The organism is Nonomuraea sp. NPDC023979 (assembly GCF_040639085.1).
Lineage (GTDB): Bacteria > Actinomycetota > Actinomycetes > Streptosporangiales > Streptosporangiaceae > Nonomuraea > Nonomuraea ceibae.
This window is the reverse complement of sequence record NZ_JBEZZG010000001.1, coordinates 226,387-245,928: the sequence shown is the minus strand read 5'-3', so window position 1 is coordinate 245,928 and position 19,542 is coordinate 226,387. Positions and strand designations below refer to the sequence as shown.

Below are 19,542 nucleotides of genomic sequence, written 5' to 3'. Positions count from 1 at the left end.
GTGGTGTTTCGGTTGTCGGAGTTGGAGGCACGGCTGAGCCTGGACACGGCGGCGGCGCGCAAGCTCGCCACGACGTCCAAGACGGCTCCGCACATGCGGGAGATCTCCCCGCGCTGGCTGCTGCGCGCGCTCCCCTGGGTGGAGCTCGCGGCCGGCACCTACCGGGTGAACCGCCGCCTCACCTACGAGACGGGCGGCGGCCGGGTGGCCTTCTCCCATACGGGGACGCGGCTGCGGGTGGTGCCGCCGAGCCTCACCGAGCTGCCCTTCCTGCACGGGTACGAGGACCGGGACGTGCTGGAGTCCCTGGCCGGAATGTTCGAGCAGCGCGAGTACGTGCGCGGCGAGGTGATCGCCAGGGAGGGATCGCCGCAGAACGAGCTGATCCTGCTCGCCCACGGCAAGATCGCCAAGCTGTGCACGAGCACGTACGGCAACAGCGTCGCGCGGGGCATGCTGTCGACCGGCGACCACGCCGGCAGCCGTGCGGACAGCCGATCGACGCCGTGGGAGGTCACGCTGGCGGCACGCACCGCCTGCGCCGTGCTGGCCCTGCCCTGGCAGGCGCTGGACGACCTGGCCGCGCGCCGGCCGTCGCTGGGCGAGCACCTCGCGCGGCGACCGGCCGGCCCGGCCAACAAGTACGGCGAGGCGGCGATCGACCTGCTGTCCGGGCACCGCGGCGAGGTCGTGCTGCCGGGCACGTTCGTCGACTACGACCCGGGCCCCCGCGAGTACGAGCTGAGCGTCTCCCAGGCGGTGCTCAGGATGCACACCAGGGTCGCCGACCTGTTCAGCAGCCCGATGGACCAGACCGAGGAGCAGCTCAGGCTCACGATCGAGGCGGTGCGCGAGGCGCAGGAGCGCGAACTGGTCAACAACCCGGACTTCGGGCTGCTCCACAACGTCGCCCCGGGACAGCGGCTGACCACCCGCACCGGGCCGCCCACCCCCGCCGACCTCGACGACCTGCTCTGCCGCAGGCGCAAGACCCGCTATTTCCTGGCCAACCCGCTGGCCATCGCCGCGTTCGGCCGGCAGTGCAGCGCCGCCGGCGTCTACATGGACAGCGTCGTGCTCGACGGCAGCACGCTGGCCGCCTGGCGCGGGGTGCCGATCCTGCCCTGCGACAAGATCCCGGTCAGCCGGGCCGGCACCAGCTCGATCCTGGCCATCCGCACGGGCGAGGACGAGCAGGGGGTCGTCGGCCTGCACCAGACCGGCGTCCCCGACGAGCACCGGCCCGGCCTCAGCGTGAAGGTGATGGGCATCGACGAGCGGGGGATCACCACCTACCTGGTCAGCGCCTATTACTCGGCCGCAGTGCTCGTGCCCGACGCGCTGGGCGTGCTCGGGGACGTCGAGGTACACAGCTGACCTTCACCTGATCTTCACAGCCGAACGGAGCCACGATGGCGCAACCCTTTGACCTGCCGGACTTCTACGTCCCGTATCCGGCCCGGCTCAACCCCCACCTTGAGGAGGCCAGGACCCACTCCAAACAGTGGGCCAGGAAGATGGGCATGCTGGAAGGCTCGGGCATCTGGGAGGAGGCCGACCTCGACGCGCACGACTACGCGCTGCTGTGCGCGTACACCCATCCTGACTGCGACGCCACCGAGCTCAGCCTGATCACCGACTGGTACGTGTGGGTCTTCTTCTTCGACGACCACTTTCTCGACGTGTTCAAGCGGACGGGCGACCGCGAGGGCGGCAAGGCGTACCTGGACCGGCTGCCCGCCTTCATGAGCACCGCGAGCCCCGAGCCGGTCAACCCGGTCGAGGCGGGGCTGGCCGACCTGTGGGCGCGCACGGTGCCCGGCACGTCGGCCGACTGGCGGGCGCGTTTCACGGAGAGCACCCTCAACCTGCTGAACGAGTCGCTGTGGGAGCTGTCCAACATCAACGCGGGCCGGGTGCCCAACCCGGTCGAGTACATCGAGATGCGCCGCAAAGTCGGCGGGGCGCCCTGGTCGGCGGGGCTGATCGAGCACGCGGCGGGCGCCGAGGTGCCTGCCGTGATCTCCGCCTCGCGGCCGATGCGGGTGCTGCGCGACGCCTTCTCCGACGCCGTCCACCTGCGCAACGACATCTTCTCCTACCAGCGCGAGACGCAGGAGGAGGGCGAGCTGAGCAACGGCATCCTGGTGCTGGAGACGTTCCTCGGCTGCTCGACGCAGGAGGCCGCCGACGCGGTCAACGACCTGCTCACCTCGCGGCTGCAGCAGTTCGAGCACACCGTCGCCGTCGAGCTGGGGCCGCTGTTCGTCGAGCACGGGCTCGACCCGCTGAGCTGCGCCGGCGTGCTCGCCTACGTCAAGGGGCTGCAGGACTGGCAGTCAGGCGGTCACGCCTGGCACCTGCGCTCCAGCCGCTACATGAACCAGAACGCCTCCGCCCCGGCGCTCGGCATGAAGTCGGTCGTCGACCTGCTGGGGCTCAAGCGCGTCAGGTCCTACGCGCACGTGCCGTACGAGAAGGTCGGGCCGCTGCCGGTGCCGGACCTCTACCAGCCGTTCGCGCCGGAGCTGTCACCGCACCTGGAGGCCGCCCGGCGCAACGTGGTCACGTGGGCGCACCGGATGGGGCTGCTGGAGGCGCAGCCCGGCATCACCGGCTCGGCCGTGTGGGACGAGGACAAGCTGATCGACTACGACCTGCCGCTCTGCGCCGCCGGACTGGACCCCGACGCGACACCCGAGGAGCTCGACCTGTCCTCGGCCTGGCTGGCGTGGGGGACCTACGGCGACGACTTCTTCCCCGTCGTGTTCGGCCACGGGCGCAGCCTGGCCGCCGCGCGGGCCACCGTGGAGCGGCTGTCGCTGTTCATGCCGCTCGACGGCGTCACCTACCCGGCGCCCATCAGCCCGCTGGAGCTGTCGCTGGCCGACCTGTGGGCGCGCTCGGCCGGGCCGATGAGCCAGGGCGCGCGGCGTACGTTCCGGGCGGCTATCGAGAAGATGGCGTCGAGCTGGCTGTGGGAGCTGGCCAACCAGGCCGAGAACCGGGTGCCCGACCCCGTCGACTACGTGGAGATGCGCCGGCTGACCTTCGGCTCGGACCTGACGATGGCCCTGTGCCGGCTGGCCCGGGCCGACCGGATCCCGCAGGAGGTCTACGACAGCGGGCCGATGCGCTCGCTGGAGAACTCGGCCCAGGACTACGCGACCCTGCTCAACGACGTCTACTCGTACCAGAAGGAGATCGAGTACGAGGGCGAGCTGCACAACGGGGTGCTGGTCACGCAGTGCTTCTTCGGCTGCGACCGCGACACGGCGCTGCGCATCGTGGTCGACCTGCTGGAGTCGCGGATGCGGCAGTTCCAGCACGTGGCCGCGCACGAGCTGCCGGTCGTGTTCGACGATCTCGGGCTGGGCGACGACGGCCGCAAGGCGGTCGCCGAGTACGTCACCGAGCTGGAGAACTGGATGTCGGGCATCTACGTGTGGCACCGCGACTGCCGCCGTTACGACGAGGAGTCGCTGCGCCGGCACCACCGGCCGCCTCGGCCCAAGCTGGCCGGGCCCACCGGGATCGGCACGTCGGCCGCGCTGATCCTCTAGCCGGTCCTTCGGGTGGGCTTCAGGGCACGGCCACCGGGCGGGATCCGTCGAACCAGCCCATCAGCTCCAGCATGCGGCGCTGGCATGGCGTGACGTTGCGCAGGCGGATCCACCGCTCGGCCGGGGGCAGCGCGGGCAGGGCCAGCACCCGGATGCCCGACAGGTCGACGAACGTGAGGGCGGCGGTGTCGACGGTCAGGTGCGGGCAGCCGTCACGCCACAGGGCCAGCGCGCGGGCAAGCGCGGGGCTGTTGGTGATGTCGACCTCGCCGCAGAGGCTCACGGCGGGGTCCGGCGGCGCGGCCAGCGCGACGATCCGTAGCTGCTGGTCCTGGTAGAGCAGTCGCTCCATCTGGTGCACACCCCCCATCGCTCCGAGTCCGGGGGTCGGTCACCGCAGCAGCGGCAACCGAGAACCAGGTTACACGAACTATGTTTCTCTTTGTAATGTTCGCGAGAAAAATGACCGTTTACAGCACTTTTATAGAAGGAATGGTCCGATGAGCGTTTCACTCCCATCGGACCGCTGATCGGGGCCGGAGCCGGGCATGCGAAAGCCCCGGCACTGGTGGTGCCGGGGCCGATCAGATTGCCCGTACGCCTGTCACACGCTGGTGCCACGACCCGGCGGCTCCGGGGCTCCCCGCGTCCGGGGAGGTGCGGGCCGGCCGGGCCGTGCGCGCCACCGGCGCCGCGGGATCAGTCCTCGACGTTGCTCAGGACGTTGCCCTCGACGTCCTGCAGGTGCAGGAAGGTCAGCACGTCGATGTACTTGACCGAGTCGTTGAGGACGTCGTTGGCCAGCGCCACGTCGTCGATGATGGAGAACTGGCTGAGGATCTGCTGGCCGGTGTTGCTGACGTTCGGGCCGACGTCGGCCGAGGCCACGCCCGCGGAGAAGCCGAGCGCGAGACCGCAGATGGCGGCACCGGCGAGAATGCGACGCATCATTTGTAGAACTCCTTCGTAGGAATCGGCGCGGAAAGCGCGTCATCGCGATTGTGTTCGCTGTGCTTTCGAGATGCCTCGGACAACGATCGCGTATCGCGGCTTCGACGGGCAAGGCGAGGCGCCTAAACCTAGGTCAAAACCGATTCACGAGAATCGTCGTGGGCATCGCGCCACCATATGTCCGGATTTATCAGGATTCGTCTGGTGGCTTTGACGGATTTTCTTTCACGTTATGGCCATATGCGCCTCTCGCCTCCCCAAAAGGGTGTTTTGTCCCCATCGGTCGAGAGGAAAGCTCTGGGACAGCAGCGCCGGCATCGAGAGCCGGTGAAACGAGTCGCAGAAGCGGTGGATTGACCATGGAGGCAAGACGCACATTTATCGTGATGGCCCTGGCGTGTGTGTTCACCGGCACGCTGGATTGCGCGCCGGCAGTGGCTCGCGACTGCGGCCCTGAATGCGGGCCGCGTTATTCCGAAACCTTTCACGCGGACCGGGCCGCCGCGGGCGCCATCGCGGTGCGGGCCGCGATCGAGATGATCGGCGTCCCGTACTCATGGGGCGGCGGCGGGGTGGACGGCCCCGGATTCGGCATCGGAAAGGGTGCGAAGACCAAGGGATTCGACTGCTCCGGCCTCACGCAGTACGCGTGGGCCTCGGCCGGGGAACTGATCGGCCGCACCACGAAGGAGCAGTGGCGATCAGGTGCCCGCGTGCCCAAGGAACAGGTGCGGCCCGGGGACCTCGTCTTTTACGACAACGATCCGCGGCGCTCCGGCCCCGAACACGTCGGCCTGGCCGTCGATCGCGAGCGTATGGTCCACGCCCCCTATACCGGCGCGTTCGTCCGGCTCGACCCGCTGGACCGGCCGACGTTCATGGGAGCCGTCCGGCCGACCGAGGAAAGAGCGGCGGACGCCGGCCTCTGACGCGCGGCCCCGGACGGCCTGCTCGATGGAGCAGGCCCTCCGGGCCGCCCGCCACCCGGCCCGTCGGTGCGCACCGGGCTGCCGTGGCCTCGAGTATCCACGGCCGCCCTTCCGGGAAACGTCCCGGCGTTTCAACCGGGACCCGGGCGGGGTGACGGTTCACCGGCTTTTGCCGGCGAGCTTTTCAGGTCGAGCGCCGATTTCCCGTCGCTCCTAGTCCTCGACGTTGGCCAGCAGGTTCAGCTCGACGTCCTGCAGGTGACCGACGGTGCCCAGGTCGATGTACTTGACCGAGTCGTTCAGGACGTTGTTCAGCGCGGTGACGTCGTCGATGACGCTGAACTGGCCGATGATGCTCTGGCCCGTGTTGCTCGCGCTCGGGCCGACGTCGGCCGAAGCGGCGCCGGCACAGAAGCCCAGCGCGGCGCCCACGATGGCTGCACCGGCAAGAATGCGACGGATCATGTTTCGTTCCTCCATTGATCGGCGCCTGAGAATTCCAGCGCCTTAGTCGTTTCTGCAGGGCTGTGAGGTGCCGCGGATAACAATTGCGGCAGCGGGCCGGAACCGCAACCGGATCTTCTCAGACCGAGGTCAAGGGGCGGCCTCGGTTTCTTGGCGATCGACACCGCCGCCGAACACAAATGCCGCGGCCGATCCGCGCAATCGAAACGGCATTTCTTTTGGCCTCACCCGGTGATGACGTAGCCGTTCACGCACCGGTGGGAAACCGACGATCACCCGCCGCTTGGGAATCGCGCGCGCCCGCAATACGCCGTGAGGTGTAGCGGCGGTGCCGCCTCTGGTCCGACGCGCGCCCCCCGGGACGCGGGTCACGATGGCCAGGAGTTCGTTCGGGAACCGGAGGTAAAGATGACTGCGATACGACCGCGTACCCGCAAGTCACTGCTGGTCATCCACATCGTCGCCTCGGTCGCGCTGCTGGGCGAGGTATGGGGACTCGTGGTGCTCAATACTGCGGCGACACTCACGAATGACCTCGCTTTGGCCCACGCCGCCTACCGGTTGATGCCCGCGCTCGTTTTCGCGGGCGGGATACCGCTCAGCATGCTGTCGCTCGTCACCGGCGTCCTGCTCGGGCTGACGAGCCACTGGGGGGTGCTGCGCCACGTCTGGGTCGCGGCCAAGCTGGCGCTGCTGCTCGCCACGATCTGCGCGGGGATGTTCCTGTTCGACCCCGAGGGCATGGCCGCCGCCACCGAAGGCGCCGCCCAGGTGGCCTCCTCACGGCAGTGGGCCCAGGTGGCCTCGCTCGGCTGCCAGCTCGCGATGCTGATGCTGGCGACCGGCCTGTCCGTCTTCAAGCCGCGAACCCGGATGTCACGGCTGCGCCCCGCGAGATAGGACAGGACCATGGAAACCGATCTGGTCACGGCGGCCGTGACCCGGGCCGAAGAGGCGTCGTTCGCCTACTCGTGCGATCCGGGCGTCGGCCGCCTCCTCGCCGCACTCGCCGCCGCCGTCCCTGAAGGCGGGCGCGTCCTGGAGTTGGGCACCGGCGCCGGCGTCGGGCTCGCCTGGCTCGTCAGCGGCCTCCTGCCGCGCACCGACGTCACGGTCACGAGCGTCGAACGCGACCCCGACCGCGCCGCACTCGCCGCCCGCGACGGCTGGCCCCCCTTCGTCGACCTCCGTACGGGCGACGCCCTGGACCTGCTCGACCGGCTCGGCGCCTTCGACCTGATCTTCGCCGACGCCACGGGCGGCAAGCACGTCGGCCTCGACCGCACCATCGCCGCCCTCCGCCCGCGCGGCATCCTCCTCGTCGACGACCTCGCCCCGGCCCCCGGCTGGGACGACGACCTCATCCGCAAGCAGCGCGCCGTCCGCGACGCCCTGCTCGCCCACGAACGGCTCGTGGCGGTCGAACTCGACCACGCCTCCGGCCTCGTCCTCGCCACCGCCCGCTGACCCTTGCCACCCACCCTCCCCTGCGCGGCACCCCCACCACGTGCCCTCCCTTTGCGGCACTCGCCGCTCAACCCAGAAGCCGGAGTGCGGGTGGGGAGCGGCCCACACCCCCGGCGGGCCGCCCGGGAGCCGCCTGGGTGCCGCCCAAGGGGTCAGTCGGAGAGGCGGTCGAGGGCTTCGGAGAGGCGGCGGAGGGCGGCGAGGGTGTCGCGGGCGGCGGGCAGCCCCAGCTCGGCCACCAGCCGGTCGGCGAGCTCCTGGTGGGCGGGATCGATGCGGGCGATGGCGGCCCGCCCCTCCGGGGTGGGGTTGAGCAGCTTGGCCCGCCGGTGCGCCGGGTTGGGCAGGTATTCGGCCAGCCCCTTCTCCACCAGCAGGTCGGCGATCCGCTGGACGCCCTGACGGCTCATGCCCATCACCCTGGCCACCCCGGAGACCGGCAGCGGCTCGTGCAGGATGGCGCCCAGCACCTGCCACCAGGCGGCGGTGAGCCCGGCGGGCCTGGCCAGCTTCTCGGCGACGTCGAGAAACTGGCCGTTGAGCCGGAAGACCGTCAACGCGCTGCCCGACAGCAGCTCGCCCGTTTCGCTCATGCCGCCATCAGCACCTCGTACGCCGACGCGTCGCTCTTGGCGAAGAGCCGGTACCAGGCGTCGAGCACCTCGGGCGTGTAGACGTCGAGCCGGCGGAAGATCTCGCGGGCGAAGGCGACGGGCTCGGTGGGCCCGGCGGTGATCAGGTCGCCATCGAGCACCGCGTCGCGGTCCTGGTAGCGCTTGGCGCCCCCGTACCCCTGCTGGGCCTCCAGGTACTGCAGCACGGCGCTCGTGTGGTCGCGGTCGTCGAGCAACCCTTCGCGGGCGATCCCGGCGACGGCGCCGCAGATGGCGGCGACGGGCACCCCGGCGTCGAGGAACGCGCGTGCCTTGCTGGCGTACGGAGCGAGGTCGTCGCCGGCGTCCCACAGGTCGGCGCCGGGCAGGATGAGCAGGCTGCTGTCCTGCGGCGTGAGCGCGTCGAGCGTCAGGTCGGGAACGATCCGCATGCCGCCGGCGGTGGTCACGGGCTCGCCGGTGAGCCCGACCGTGACGATCTCATAACTGCCGGGCTCCCGGTGGAAGCGGCCACTGCGCAGGTGGGCGGTGGCGTGTCCGGTCTCCCAGTCGGCCAGAGTGTCGTAAACGGCTACATGCACGGGCTTTGTCTTCGTCGTCATGACAACATACTGTCATAACGACAACATGCTGTCAACTCCAACCCGTGCGAGGATAGGCGCATGGCAGAGATCGTCGGCGGGGGACCTCCGGTCAACGACGCCGAGCGGCGGGTGATCACCTACCTCCGGGATCACGCACCGGCCGACTGGCTGCTGCTGCACAACGTCGAGGTTCCGCGCGGAGACGACGTCTTCGAGGTCGACCTCCTCGTGCTCACCGGCCACTCGCTCGTCGTCGTCGACGTCAAAGGCACCCGCGGCCGCATCGAGGTGTCGGGTTCGCGGTGGTTCCCGCCGCGGCGGGAGGCGTTCGGCTCGCCGGTGGCCAAGCTGCGCGGCACCGCCAAGGCGCTCAAGGGACTGCTCGTCTCCAGAGCCACACAGCTCGAACGCGTCTACGTCGACAGCCTGGTGGTGCTCACCTCGCCCGACGCCCAGCTCGTCGACCCCGCCGGGCGCGACGCCGTCAACGTCACCGACCTGCCCCGGCTCATCGCCACGCTGAGCGACGTCTCCCGGGTCAGGCGCGGGTGCAGCCCCGACGCCAAGCCCTACTTCGCCGCGATCCTCGACGCGCTCAACCAGACCGTACGGCGCAGCACCGCGCCCCCGCGCTACGGCAACTGGGAGGTCGAGGAGCAGCTCGGCGGCGACGCCAGGATCACCGAATACCGGGCCTTCAACGCCACCCTGCCCGGCAGCGAGACCGTGCTGCTGCGCGTCTACCAGGCCGACCCGCTGGCCGACCAGGAGTCACGGGCCGCCGAGCGGCAGCGCATCGCCAACGCCTACCAGTCGCTGGCCCGCATCCCGCCCCACCCGAGCCTGGTGCGCCCGCGCGACTTCTTCGCCATCGACGACGAGAGCCGGTTCGTGCTGGTGCTCGACGACGTCCACGGCCAGGCCCTCCACCTGCGGCTCGGCCAGGGCGTACGCCTGACCGTGATCCAGGACATGCTGAGCGGCCTGGCCCACGCGCACGCCCACGGCGTCATCCACCGCGCGCTCACCCCGGCCAGCGTGCTGGTGACCGACGACGGGCACGCGGTGCTGACCGGGTTCGACTACGCCAAGCCGGGGCCGCGCAACTACACCGTCGCCCACGAGCTGCACAACGTGCTCGACGCCCACTACGTCGCGCCCGAATGCCACGAACGGCCCGACCGGATGACGGCCGCCTCCGACGTCTACGCCGCCGGCGTGATCGCCTACCAGCTCCTCACCGGCGACCTGCCCGCCGGCCCCGACGCGCACGGGCCCGACGTGCCCGACGTGGTCCGGCGCATGCTCGACCACACCCCGGCCAAGCGCCCCACCGCCGCCGAGGCGCTCGACATCCTCCGCCACCCGCCGGCGCCCGCCCCCGAATCCCGGCTCAGACGCCTCGTCCGCCGCTTCGTCCCGGGCTCCTGACCTGCATACATACATTTTCTGATATTCGTACGTTCGCGATATCGCTATTAGACATGAGCTGATCACGTCTGGTTTGCTCCTGCCCTCTGACAGCGAACAGCGAAGGACTTGACATGCTCCGTTCCCGGCAGGCCCTGCGATCGGCCGCCCTGGCGCTCTCCCTCCTCGCCGGCGGCGCCACCCTCCCGGCCACCGCCGCGCCCGCGACCGCCGCCGCCGTGCACCTCGCACCCGGCGCGACGGCCAAGAAGGAACTGCGCGCCCTGGAAGCCGCCTTCCAGGGACGCATCGGCGCGTACGCCGTCGACACCGCCACCGGCCGGACTGTCGCCTACCGCTCGGGCGAACGCTTCCCGCTGCTGTCCACGTTCAAGGCCCTGCTCTGCGGCGCCGTCCTCCACAAGGCGCGCACCGCCGAGCCCGGGCTGCTCGCCAAGCGCCTCCACTGGACCGCCGACGACCTCGTGACGCACTCCCCCGTCACCGAGAAGCACGTCAAGGACGGCCTGACCGTGGCCGCCCTGTGCGAAGCCACCATCACCACCAGCGACAACACCGCCGCCAACGTGCTCCTCAAGGAGATCGGCGGCCCCGCCGCCGTCACCCGCTACCTGCGCACGCTCAAGGACCCCATCTCGCGGCTCGACCGTACGGAGCCCACGCTCAACGATTGGACGCCCAAGGAGAAGCGCGACACCACCACCCCCGCCGCCGCCGCCCGCGACCTGCGCGCCCTCACCGTCGGCGACGCCCTGCACCCCAAGGACCGGCACCAGCTCAACGCCTGGCTGATCGCCAACCAGACCGGCGACACCCGCATCCGCGCCGGCCTGCCCAAGACGTGGCGCATCGGCGACAAGACCGGCACCAACGGGTCCCGCGGGCTCGCCAACGACATCGCCGTCATCTGGCCCGCCAAGGCTTCCGCCCCGATCATCATGACCATCTACACCAACCGCACCGACCCGGCCGACCCGGTGGACGACAAGGTCATCGCCTCCACGGCCACCATCCTCGCCCGCGCCCTCAACACCCTCTGACCGCCTGGCCGACAAGCCCCTCCCCAAAGGGGCCCCGTACCCCGGAGGTGCGGCGCCGCGCCCGAGGGAGGGCAGGCGCCCCCGGGAGAGGCGAGCGCCCCCGCGAGGGCGGGCGCGCCCCCGGGAGAAGCAGGTGCCGCGCCTATGGCCGGCGGCCCGCCCCGAAGGGCCCCTGCCCGAAGGGCCGCATGCCCCCGCGGAGATGGTGGGGCCGCGCCCCCGGGAGGGACGGACGCGGCCCTCGGGAGGCCGGGCGGCGGGCCGCCTCCCCGAAAGGGCCCCTGCCCGAAGGGCCGCATGCCCCGCGGAGACGGCGGTGCCGCGCCCGAAACAGGGCCGGTACGACCCCCGGGAGGGCGGGCGTCGTGCCTTGGGCGGCGGCTTGCCCTCGTGGACGGCCGGCGTGTCCCGTTGGTTCGCGCGCTCCCGTGGGGGGGCCGGGTGGGGCCGAGGGTGTGCGTGGGCGGGTGGTGGCCCTTTCGGGAACGTGCGCCACTTCGGCGGGGTGGCCGTGTCGGCGGGGTGGCCGCGCCGGGGGCGGGGGCGTTGGGCGGTGGGGCGTACGGGTTAGGCGGGGAGGGTGCGGCGGAGGGCGGTGGCGTGGGCCTGGTAGTCGAGGGCGAGGCCGGTGCGGCCGGCAGAGAGGTGGAGGTCGGCGAGCAGTTGGGTGGTGGAGGCTTCGCCGCTGCGGTCGCCGAGTTCGCGGAAGACGAGGAGGGAGCGTTCGAGGCCGGCAGAGGCGGGGGCGAGGTCGCCGCGGGCGACCTGGAGGCCGGCGAGGCTTTGCAGGGCGTAGGCGCCGCAGTGCCGGTCGCCGAGGGATTCGAAGATCTCCAGGGCGTGGCGGTGGAAGGACATGGCCTGGTGGAGGTGGCCCATCTGGAGGCAGACGCAGCCTTCGCGGTGGGAGTCGCCGAGCTCCTGGGCGAGGCGCATGGCCTGGGTGAGGGATTCGGACGCCTGGGCGAGGTCGCCGGCGCGCAGGCAGGCGCGGCCGATGGCCTGGCGGGCGAACGCCTCGCCGTGCTGGTCCCCGGCGGCGAGGAACATGGCGAGGGCGCGGCGGAAGTGGCCGAGGGAGCGGGCGTGGCGGCCGCGGAACTGGTGGACGGCGCCGAGCCCGCAGACGGAGGTGGCTTCGGCGCGGAGGTCGCCGAGGTCGTGGAAGAGGCGGCGGGAGCGGGTGAAGCCGTCGGCGGCCTCCTCGTACCGGTCGCGGTAGAGGGCGACCTGGGCGAGGCCGCGGAGCATGGCGGCTTCGCCGTACGTGTCGCCTGCGGCGCGGGCGGCGGCCAGGGCGGCGGTGTGGGTGCGCTGCCAGGTGTCGAGGTGGCAGCGCAGGTCGAGGTAGGGGACCATGGCGGCGGCCAGGCCCCAGGCGGAGGCGGCGAGGCCGGTGCGGGCGGCGACGGTGACGGCGGCGGCGAGTGTGTCGTGTTCGGCTTCGAACCAGGAGAGCGGGTCGGCGGTGAGCCGGTCGAGGAGGGGTTCGGGGAGCCGCCAGCGGGGGGCGTCGGCGGCGGTGAGGCCGAAGACGGTGGTGGGCAGGCGGGCTCGGGCGTGTTCGGTGGTGGCGGTCCAGGCGGCGAGGACGCGGGCGAGCCCGTCGCGGTGGGGGGTTCGTGAGGTGGAGTGCTGGCGGATGAGGTCGGGCAGGCGGTAGCGGGGCTGGCCGACGGGGTCGGTGCCGACGAGTTCGAGGAGGTTGACGTCCACGAGCAGGTCGGTGACGTCGTCGGCGCGGTGCCGGTCGAGGGCGGCGGCGACGACCCAGCCGGGCTGGGGCGCGGCGCCGAGCAGGCCGAGGGTGGCGAGGGTGCGGGCGGCTTCGGCGGGCAGGTGGCTGTAGCTGCGGTCGAGGCGGGCGCGTACTTCTTCGAGTTCGCCGAGGCGGTCGTCCTGGAGGCGTTGCCGCAGGACGGACAGGGACCAGCCGGGGCGTCCGGCGAGGCGGGCACCGGCGCTGCGGAGGGCGAGAGGGAGCCGGCCGCAGGCGGTGACGATGGCGAGCGCGTCGGCGCGTTCGCGGGCGACCCGGTCGGGGCCGGCGATCCGGGCGAGGAGGCGCAGGGCGTCGTCCTCGGGCAGTTCGGCGAGGGTGACGTGGCGGGCGCCCGGCAGTTCGGTGATGCGGCGTCTGCTGGTGATGATGACGGCGCTGTCGTTGCCGGGGAGCAGGGGGCGTACCTGGGCGGCGTCGAGGGCGTCGTCGAGCAGGATGAGCATCGGTCGTTCGGCGAGCAGGGAGCGGAGCAGGGCGGAGCGTTCGTGGAGGGTGGGCGGGGGGCGTTCGGCGCCGAGGGCGCGGAGGGCTTCGGCGAGCAGGTCGGCGGGGTGCCTGCCGCCGAGGTCGAGGTGGAGCTGTCCGTGGGGGAAGCGGGGCCGGAGGAGGTGCGCGGCGCGTACGGCGAGGGCGCTCTTCCCGGCGCCGGGCGGGCCGGTGATCACGGCGACGGCGGCGGGGCGCGGGCGGGTGAGTGCGGCGAGTTCGGGCTCGCGGCCGGTGAAGTCGGGGATGTCCGGGGGGAGCTGGTGCGGGGTGGTGGGGAGGGAGTCGTCGGCGAGGACGGTCTCGTAGGCGCGGCGGAGTTCGATGCCGGGTTCGACGCCGAGTTCGTCGACGAGGCGGGCGCGGATGCCGGCGTAGGCGCGTAACGCCTCGGCTTTGCGTCCGCCGGCGTGGAGGGCGAGGATGAGGCGGCTCCACAGGTCCTCGCGGTAGGGGTGTTCGGCGAGGAGGGCGCGCAGTTCGCGGACGGCTCCGGCGTGGTCGGCCCGGTCGAGGCGCTGGGCGATGAGTTGTTCGGCGGCGCGGAGCCGTGCTTCGTGGAGGGGGTCGAGGCGGCGTTCCCACAGGGGGCTGCCGGGCAGGTCGGCGAGGGGGGCACCGCGCCAGAGGGCGAGGGCGTCGGCGTAGCGGCCGTGTTCGACGTGGTCCTGGAAGACGAGCAGGTCGAGCGTGTCGGCGGGGACGTCGATGGCGTAGCCGGATCCGGCGCCGCGCAGGGCGTCGCCGGCGCGGGCGGCGCGGGACAGGTCGGCGCGCAGGGAGCTGACGTAGGTGCGCAGGTTGGCCTGGGCGGAGCGGGGCGGGCGCTGCGGCCAGAGGACCTCGGCGAGCTGGTCGCCGCCGACGACCCGGCCGGCGTCCAGCAGCAGGGTGGCGAGCAGCAGCCGTGGCTTCCTGCCGGAGATCCGGACGGGACGTCCCGCTGACCGGACTTCCAGCGGCCCGAGCACGTGAAAAGTGACCGTCATGACCGCATCAGCTCCTCTTTGGAGGCCTGACAGCTTTTTGTATCGGTTCTGGATGTTCTTTGTGCGGTGAATCTCGACCCTGGGTTCAGAGCCCCTCCCGGAAAGGATCACCCGATGAGGTTCAGCGGAGCAATGGTCGCGGGTGTCGCACTCTTACTCAGCATAGGAACGGCGTCCACGGCCTCGGCCGACCCGTCGCTCGACCCGGAGCCGTCGTCCGACAGCGTCGGGATTCTGGCCACCAACTTCCAGCTGCCGTTCCCCTGCGGGCAGTCCTGGAACGGCAACTCCAGCGCGAGCAGCGCGCACCAGTCGTGGGAGATCGACTTCAACCGGGGCAGCACGGCCGGCGCCGACCTCGGCGACACGGTGGTGGCGGCGGCGTCGGGCACGGTGGGCATCTCGGCGCACCAGGGCTCGGCGAACGGCTACGGCAACCTGGTCAGGATCGACCACGGCAGCGGCTGGTCCACCTACTACGCGCACCTCAACACGCGGTCGGTCAGCGCGGGCCAGTCGGTCTCGCAGGGCCAGAAGATCGGCACGGTCGGCAACACCAGCAAGCCGGGCAACAACATCAGCCCGCACCTGCACTACGAGGTGCGGCAGGGCACCGGCTACCCGGACAACATCCGCAAGGCGGTCTTCAACGGCGTCACGTTCGGCTATCCGGTCCAGACGCTGACCTCGCGCAACTGCGGCGGCTCCAGCAACCCGTACACGCCGCAGGAGGCGTGCGGATCGGGCTACGACGTGATCGACTCGGCCGGGCTGGGCACGTCGGGCACGGTCTACCTGCTGTACAACAACGGCAACGGCAACAACTGCGTCGTCACGATGAAGCACACCTCGCTGGACACGCCCACGGCCACCACCGCGTATCTGGAGGTGCAGGGCAGCACCCGGAAGACCGATTCGGGCAACTACTCCTACTATGCGGGTCCGGTGTACGCGTACGCGCCGGGCAAGTGCGTCCGGTGGGGCGGCAAGGCGGGCTCGTCCACGTACGACAGCCCGTTCGAGCACTGCGGCTCCTAGAGCGCGTCGAGGATGTCGATGACGTAGAGCGTCGGCTCTCCCCGTGAGCTGGTGGGCGAGCCGATGGCGACCCGGCCGCCGACCCGCTGGCCGCGTAGGCCGTCGACCCAGCCGGGCGGCACCGTGTCGGGGGTCAGCCGGTAGGCGCTCGGGCCGCCGCGCTTGTAGGAGGAGTCCACGACTTCGCGTGTGGGCCAGGAGGCCGCCACGTACTGGATGACGATCTTGTCCCCGGGCATGACCTCGGCCCCGGACCCGCCGATGAGCGTGCGGGCCGGGGCCGCCGGCGTGAGGTCGGCGGGGACGGTGGGCAGCGGCCGGCCCACCAGGCGGGCGTCCGGCGGGTAGCCGCCGATGATGTCGAAGACCACGACGAGCGTTTCGGCGGGCGGGACGCCGTCGAGGCGCATGTCGGGCCCGAGCGTCTGGACGGCGGGGCCGACGAGCAGCACCCGGCTGCCCGCCGCCCGCCCGATGAGGGCTTCCTGCCAGGTGCGGGGCACCGCGCGCCCGTCGAAGACGACGGTGACGGGCTGGTTGGCCTCGTACGTGCTCAGGTGCGGCTCGTTGCCCGACCAGCGGCGGATCTCGACGTCGGCGAGCACCACGTCCCCGGGCATCGTGCGCCGTCCGGCGCCGTGGGAGAGCAGGACCACCCGAGGCGTGCGTCCGGGTTTGCCGGGCGGGATGGTGACCTCGGGCGGGGCGCCGACGGGGCCGGCGACGACGGGCAGCGTGCCGCTGTCGGCGACGCCACAGGAGGTGGCGAGCACGAGTACGGCGGGCCAGAGCAGGCGCACGATTCCTCCCGGTGCGAGATCCGCCCGCTTCCTTGCCGGGATCACCACAAGGCATGCCCACCTGCTGACAAAGGCGCGGCACACTAAGGGGCGTGAGCAAGCCGAACCTGGCCCGCAGGGTCGCCGAAGCCGCCGAGCTCGCGCTGACCCGCAACAAGTACGTGACGTTCCTGGACGTGGTGACGGGTCTGCGCTGGCTGCATTCGCGTCATGTCGACACCTGGCGGCAGGGCCGGGCGGCCACGCTGGCGGAACTGGCCGCCGTCGACGAGGACCGCCTGGTGGCCACGGCCGCGCTGCTCGGCGACTGGGCGCGGGCCAGGGGGCTGCGCCCGGTGGAGACGCCGTACGTGTCGGGCAGCCGTGACCGGCGGCCGTTGCGGTTCACGGGCGGGGGCGGGCAGGAGGCGTTCCGGGTGCACTGGCTGTCGCCGGACCTGAGCGAGGCGCGGGTGCGGCAGCTCACCGAGCGGCAGAGCAAGGCGCCTGATCTGGTGGTGGTCGCGCCGCTGGAGGCGTGGACGTGCGCGTCGTGCCGCGACACCGGGCCTTATCTGATCATGGAGGACGACCGGCCGCACTGCCTGACGTGCGCGGATCTGGATCATCTGACGTTCCTGCCGTCGGGTGACGCTGCGTTGAGCCGCCGGGCCAAGCAGGAGAGCCGGCTGTCGGCGGTGGTCGTCCGCTACAACCGGCGGCGCAAGGTCTACCAGCGGGCCGGGCTGCTGGTGGAGGAGGAGGCGCTGGCGCGGGCCGAGGAGCGCTGCCTGGCCGACGAGGAGGTGCGGCTGCGCCGCCGCGAGCGTGACGCGGTGCGCCGGGCCGAGCAGGACGTGGAGTTCCAGGCGCGGATGGCGGCGGAGATCGCCCGGCTGTTCCCCGGCTGCCCGCCGGACAGGGCGCGGGAGATCGCCGAGCACGCGGGGCTGCGCGGCAGCGGCCGGGTGGGCCGCACGGCGGCGGCCAAGGTCCTGGACGAGAACGCGATCACGCTGGCCGTGATCGCGTCCATCCGTCATCGCGACACCGACTACGACGAGCTGCTTATGTCGGGGGTGCCTCGTATGGTGGCCCGAGACCGGATCAGGGCCGCGATCGACCGCAAGCTTGAGGAGTTCCGGACATGACCGACTGGCACGACATCCGCGAGGAGCTGCGCGCGTTCGCGCTCGGCCTCCCCGAGACCCACGAGGACCACCCGTGGGGCGAGACCGTGATCAAGGTGAACAAGAAGGTGTTCCTGTTCCTCGGCATCGACGAGCGGACCGAGAAGTGGGACCCGACCTTCGGCGTCAAGCTGCTGTCGGAGACGCACGGACACGCGCTGACCGTGCCGGGGGCGGCGCCGAGCGGCTACGGGCTCGGCAAGGCCGGCTGGGTGACGGTGCCGTTCCTGGCCGAGCTGCCGGAGACCGAGGTGCTGCTCGACTGGGTCGAGGAGAGCTACCGGGCCATCGCCCCCAAGCGGGCGGTCAAGCTACTGGACGGCCAGCCGTAGCGCGAAGCCGACCAGCAGCACGCCGGTGACCCGCTCGACCCGGGCGCGCACCCGGGGCGTGCGCAGCAGCGCGCCGACCCGGTCGACGATCAGGTTGTAGAGGCTGAACCAGAGCGCGTAGAGCACGGCGATGATGCCCGACAGCAGCAGCGCGCTGCTCAGCGTGTCGCCGTGCGACGGGAGAAACTGCGGCAGCCACGTCACGAACAGCAGCAGCACCTTGGGGTTGAGCAGGTTGGACAGCAGGCCCCTGCGTACGTGGACGAGCGGCGAGCCGCCGGGCGCCGACTCGGCGGCCTCGGCGGTCTCGGCGGCCTTGCCGCGGCTCGACAGCAGCGCGTGGACGCCGAGCCAGAGCAGGTAGCAGATGCCCAGCCCGCGCACCACGGTGAAGGCGGTGGGCGAGGCCACGAGCAGCGCCGACAGGCCGATCGCGGCGGCGGCGGCGTGCACGGACAGGCCGAGCAGGCCGCCGAGCATGGTGAGCAGCCCGGCCATCCGGCCGTGGGCGAGCGAACTGCGCATGATCAGGGCCGCGTCGGGCCCGGGGATCATGATCATGACAAGCGTGGTGACCACGAAGGTCAGCAGCATGGCGGGGGTCTCCCGGAGCTGGAGGCGCGCTCCGGTCGACCCGCTCGTGCGCAGGCCGCACGGTGACGCGGGCGAACATCGGTGAAGTGCCTTGTGGGCAAGCCGATGTTACCTGGTCAGGTGACCGCGAGCCGCCGCGCGTATCGGTCGTCGCGCCAGAGCTCCTTCTCCAGCACCTCCAGCAGCGTGGTGGCCGCGTCGTACACGTCGGTGTAGCGCGTGTAGAGCGGCGCGAGGCCGAAGCGCAGGATGTCGGGGGCGCGGAAGTCGCCCTGCACGCCCCGGTCGATGAGCGCCCGCATGACCGGGTAGCCGTCGGGGTGGCGGAAGCTGACGTGGCTGCCGCGCCGTTCCGGGTCGGCGGGCGAGGCGAGCTCCAGCGCATCGCCGACGAGCTCGACGAACAGCTCGCCGAGCGCCACGCTCTTGGCCCGTAGCCGGTCGAGCGGCACCCGGTCCCAGATGTCGAGGGCGGCCTCCAGCGCCGCGAACGACAGCACGTGCGGCGTGCTGATCGCGAACCGCCTGATGCCCTCGGCCGGGCGGTATCCGCTCTCGAACGCGAACGGGTCGGCGTGGCCGTGCCATCCGGACAGCGTGTTCACGGCCGTCGCGTGGTGGCGCGGGTTCACGTACAGGAAGGCGGGGGCGCCGGGGCCGCCGTTCAGGTACTTGTACGTGCAGCCGACGGCGAAGTCGGCGGCCGAGACGTCCACGCGCAGGGCGCCGACGCTGTGGCACACGTCCCACACCATGAGCGCGCCCGCGGCCTGCACCCGGGCGGTCACCTCGGCGACGTCGTGCCGTTCTGCCGTGCGGTAGTCGACCTCCGACAGCAGCACCACGGCGGCGTCGTCGAAGCGGCCCTCGGCGAAGTCGCGGATCTCGTAGCCGGCGGCCAGCCCTTCGATCATGTAGTGGTCGGTGGGGAAGTTGTTGACGTCGGAGACGATCACGCGGCGGTCCGGGCGCAGCCGCAGGGCCGCCGAGACGGCCTGGTGGACCGCGATGGACGTGGTGTTGCCGGCCACGACCTGGCCGGGCCCGGCGCCGATGAGCGGCGCGATGCGGTCGCCCACGCGCAGCGGCTGGTCGTACCAGCCCGCGCTGTTCCAGCCGCCGACGAGCTGCACGCCCCATTCGTCGGTCACGGCCTGGTTCACCCGTTCCGGAGTGCGGCGCGGCAGCGCGCCCAGCGAGTTGCCCACGAGGTAGATGACGCCTTCGGGCAGCGCGAACTCGTCCCTGAAGTCGCGCAGCGGGTCGTCGGCGTCCAAGGCGAGGCAGCGGTCACGGTCCTGCAACGC

Annotated in this window: 19 protein-coding genes; 10 read left to right on the top strand and 9 right to left on the bottom strand. The window is 71.7% G+C overall.

Going from position 1 to position 19,542, the window contains the following annotated elements; all coding sequences use genetic code 11:
* Positions 1–12 precede the first annotated feature (12 nt).
* Entirely contained in the window at positions 13–1,377 is a 1,365-nt protein-coding gene (locus AB0G11_RS01260) for a family 2B encapsulin nanocompartment shell protein (protein ID WP_246644225.1), read from the top strand.
* Between the two features lie 35 nt (positions 1,378–1,412).
* Positions 1,413–3,563: a terpene synthase family protein gene (locus AB0G11_RS01255; RefSeq protein WP_357583149.1), complete on the top strand. Its 2,151-nt coding sequence runs from the start codon at positions 1,413–1,415 to the stop codon at positions 3,561–3,563.
* A 19-nt stretch (positions 3,564–3,582) separates the two neighbouring features.
* Here the strand turns inward: AB0G11_RS01255 and AB0G11_RS01250 are convergent, their stop codons facing one another.
* Both AB0G11_RS01250 and AB0G11_RS01245 read right to left on the bottom strand, forming a co-directional pair.
* Positions 3,583–3,915: an STAS domain-containing protein gene (locus AB0G11_RS01250; RefSeq protein ID WP_357583147.1), complete on the bottom strand. Its 333-nt coding sequence runs from the start codon at positions 3,913–3,915 to the stop codon at positions 3,583–3,585.
* Between the two features lie 347 nt (positions 3,916–4,262).
* Positions 4,263–4,514 (bottom strand): hypothetical protein, encoded by a 252-nt coding sequence (locus tag AB0G11_RS01245; protein ID WP_219501509.1) that lies wholly within the window; start codon positions 4,512–4,514, stop codon positions 4,263–4,265.
* Positions 4,515–4,873: 359 nt separating this feature from the next.
* Between AB0G11_RS01245 and AB0G11_RS01240 the strand changes: the two genes are divergently transcribed.
* Complete coding sequence (locus AB0G11_RS01240) at positions 4,874–5,443, top strand: C40 family peptidase (protein ID WP_219501506.1); 570 nt, start codon at positions 4,874–4,876, stop codon at positions 5,441–5,443.
* A gap of 213 nt (positions 5,444–5,656) precedes the next feature.
* On the opposite strand, the gene AB0G11_RS01235 is transcribed toward AB0G11_RS01240, so the two are convergent.
* A complete protein-coding gene (locus AB0G11_RS01235; RefSeq protein ID WP_219501505.1) occupies positions 5,657–5,908 on the bottom strand; it encodes a hypothetical protein in 252 nt (83 codons plus the stop codon).
* 408 nt (positions 5,909–6,316) lie between these two features.
* On the opposite strand from AB0G11_RS01235, the gene AB0G11_RS01230 reads away from it, so the two are divergent.
* Together AB0G11_RS01230 and AB0G11_RS01225 are read left to right on the top strand one after the other, a co-directional pair.
* On the top strand, positions 6,317–6,808 hold the full coding sequence (locus AB0G11_RS01230) for a hypothetical protein (RefSeq protein ID WP_357583145.1): 492 nt from the start codon (positions 6,317–6,319) through the stop codon (positions 6,806–6,808).
* Positions 6,809–6,817: 9 nt separating this feature from the next.
* Positions 6,818–7,375 carry a class I SAM-dependent methyltransferase gene (locus AB0G11_RS01225; RefSeq protein ID WP_357583143.1) on the top strand — a complete coding sequence of 186 codons (558 nt, stop codon included), beginning with the start codon at positions 6,818–6,820 and terminating at the stop codon, positions 7,373–7,375.
* Positions 7,376–7,527: 152 nt separating this feature from the next.
* Here the strand turns inward: AB0G11_RS01225 and AB0G11_RS01220 are convergent, their stop codons facing one another.
* Together AB0G11_RS01220 and AB0G11_RS01215 are read right to left on the bottom strand one after the other, a co-directional pair.
* The gene (locus AB0G11_RS01220) at positions 7,528–7,968 is read right to left on the bottom strand and encodes a MarR family transcriptional regulator (RefSeq protein ID WP_357583141.1); all 441 of its coding nucleotides are present in this window, start codon (positions 7,966–7,968) and stop codon (positions 7,528–7,530) included.
* The gene (locus AB0G11_RS01215) at positions 7,965–8,591 is read right to left on the bottom strand and encodes a type 1 glutamine amidotransferase family protein (RefSeq protein WP_219501496.1); all 627 of its coding nucleotides are present in this window, start codon (positions 8,589–8,591) and stop codon (positions 7,965–7,967) included. Before AB0G11_RS01215 ends, AB0G11_RS01220 begins: the two co-directional genes overlap by 4 nt.
* 60 nt (positions 8,592–8,651) lie before the next feature.
* On the opposite strand from AB0G11_RS01215, the gene AB0G11_RS01210 reads away from it, so the two are divergent.
* Positions 8,652–10,004: an NERD domain-containing protein kinase family protein gene (locus AB0G11_RS01210; RefSeq protein ID WP_219501494.1), complete on the top strand. Its 1,353-nt coding sequence runs from the start codon at positions 8,652–8,654 to the stop codon at positions 10,002–10,004.
* A 113-nt stretch (positions 10,005–10,117) separates the two neighbouring features.
* Positions 10,118–11,044, top strand: coding sequence for a class A beta-lactamase (gene bla, locus AB0G11_RS01205; RefSeq protein WP_357583139.1), 927 nt, complete (start codon positions 10,118–10,120; stop codon positions 11,042–11,044).
* A 567-nt stretch (positions 11,045–11,611) separates the two neighbouring features.
* Here bla and AB0G11_RS01200 read toward each other — a convergent pair.
* Positions 11,612–14,302 carry a BTAD domain-containing putative transcriptional regulator gene (locus AB0G11_RS01200; RefSeq protein WP_357583137.1) on the bottom strand — a complete coding sequence of 897 codons (2,691 nt, stop codon included), beginning with the start codon at positions 14,300–14,302 and terminating at the stop codon, positions 11,612–11,614.
* Positions 14,303–14,416: 114 nt separating this feature from the next.
* On the opposite strand from AB0G11_RS01200, the gene AB0G11_RS01195 reads away from it, so the two are divergent.
* Complete coding sequence (locus AB0G11_RS01195; RefSeq protein WP_357583135.1) at positions 14,417–15,340, top strand: M23 family metallopeptidase; 924 nt, start codon at positions 14,417–14,419, stop codon at positions 15,338–15,340.
* Here the strand turns inward: AB0G11_RS01195 and AB0G11_RS01190 are convergent.
* Positions 15,337–16,140: an FKBP-type peptidyl-prolyl cis-trans isomerase gene (locus tag AB0G11_RS01190; protein WP_357583133.1), complete on the bottom strand. Its 804-nt coding sequence runs from the start codon at positions 16,138–16,140 to the stop codon at positions 15,337–15,339. The genes AB0G11_RS01195 and AB0G11_RS01190 overlap by 4 nt on opposite strands.
* Before the next feature lie 92 nt (positions 16,141–16,232).
* Here AB0G11_RS01190 and AB0G11_RS01185 point away from each other — a divergent pair, with 92 nt between their 5' ends.
* Positions 16,233–17,270 carry a DUF2293 domain-containing protein gene (locus tag AB0G11_RS01185; protein WP_219501484.1) on the top strand — a complete coding sequence of 346 codons (1,038 nt, stop codon included), beginning with the start codon at positions 16,233–16,235 and terminating at the stop codon, positions 17,268–17,270.
* Positions 17,267–17,641: an MmcQ/YjbR family DNA-binding protein gene (locus tag AB0G11_RS01180; RefSeq protein ID WP_219501482.1), complete on the top strand. Its 375-nt coding sequence runs from the start codon at positions 17,267–17,269 to the stop codon at positions 17,639–17,641. The genes AB0G11_RS01185 and AB0G11_RS01180 overlap by 4 nt, the downstream gene beginning before the upstream one ends.
* Here the strand turns inward: AB0G11_RS01180 and AB0G11_RS01175 are convergent.
* Complete coding sequence (locus AB0G11_RS01175) at positions 17,621–18,235, bottom strand: LysE family translocator (RefSeq protein ID WP_219501480.1); 615 nt, start codon at positions 18,233–18,235, stop codon at positions 17,621–17,623. The genes AB0G11_RS01180 and AB0G11_RS01175 overlap by 21 nt on opposite strands.
* A 116-nt stretch (positions 18,236–18,351) precedes the next feature.
* A complete protein-coding gene (locus AB0G11_RS01170) occupies positions 18,352–19,539 on the bottom strand; it encodes an aminotransferase class V-fold PLP-dependent enzyme (RefSeq protein ID WP_357583131.1) in 1,188 nt (395 codons plus the stop codon).
* Positions 19,540–19,542: the final 3 nt, after the last annotated feature.

Coding starts and splice junctions, on each gene's coding strand:
- AB0G11_RS01200 (WP_357583137.1), bottom strand. CDS start 14,302: ATGACGGTCACTTTTCACGTGCTCGGGCCGCTGGAAGTCCGGTCAGCG.
- AB0G11_RS01180 (WP_219501482.1), top strand. CDS start 17,267: ATGACCGACTGGCACGACATCCGCGAGGAGCTGCGCGCGTTCGCGCTC.
- AB0G11_RS01195 (WP_357583135.1), top strand. CDS start 14,417: ATGAGGTTCAGCGGAGCAATGGTCGCGGGTGTCGCACTCTTACTCAGC.
- AB0G11_RS01245 (WP_219501509.1), bottom strand. CDS start 4,514: ATGATGCGTCGCATTCTCGCCGGTGCCGCCATCTGCGGTCTCGCGCTC.
- AB0G11_RS01210 (WP_219501494.1), top strand. CDS start 8,652: ATGGCAGAGATCGTCGGCGGGGGACCTCCGGTCAACGACGCCGAGCGG.
- AB0G11_RS01230 (WP_357583145.1), top strand. CDS start 6,317: ATGACTGCGATACGACCGCGTACCCGCAAGTCACTGCTGGTCATCCAC.
- AB0G11_RS01250 (WP_357583147.1), bottom strand. CDS start 3,915: ATGGAGCGACTGCTCTACCAGGACCAGCAGCTACGGATCGTCGCGCTG.
- AB0G11_RS01175 (WP_219501480.1), bottom strand. CDS start 18,235: ATGCTGCTGACCTTCGTGGTCACCACGCTTGTCATGATCATGATCCCC.
- AB0G11_RS01225 (WP_357583143.1), top strand. CDS start 6,818: ATGGAAACCGATCTGGTCACGGCGGCCGTGACCCGGGCCGAAGAGGCG.
- AB0G11_RS01240 (WP_219501506.1), top strand. CDS start 4,874: ATGGAGGCAAGACGCACATTTATCGTGATGGCCCTGGCGTGTGTGTTC.
- AB0G11_RS01255 (WP_357583149.1), top strand. CDS start 1,413: ATGGCGCAACCCTTTGACCTGCCGGACTTCTACGTCCCGTATCCGGCC.
- AB0G11_RS01215 (WP_219501496.1), bottom strand. CDS start 8,591: ATGACGACGAAGACAAAGCCCGTGCATGTAGCCGTTTACGACACTCTG.
- AB0G11_RS01220 (WP_357583141.1), bottom strand. CDS start 7,968: ATGAGCGAAACGGGCGAGCTGCTGTCGGGCAGCGCGTTGACGGTCTTC.
- AB0G11_RS01235 (WP_219501505.1), bottom strand. CDS start 5,908: ATGATCCGTCGCATTCTTGCCGGTGCAGCCATCGTGGGCGCCGCGCTG.
- bla (WP_357583139.1), top strand. CDS start 10,118: ATGCTCCGTTCCCGGCAGGCCCTGCGATCGGCCGCCCTGGCGCTCTCC.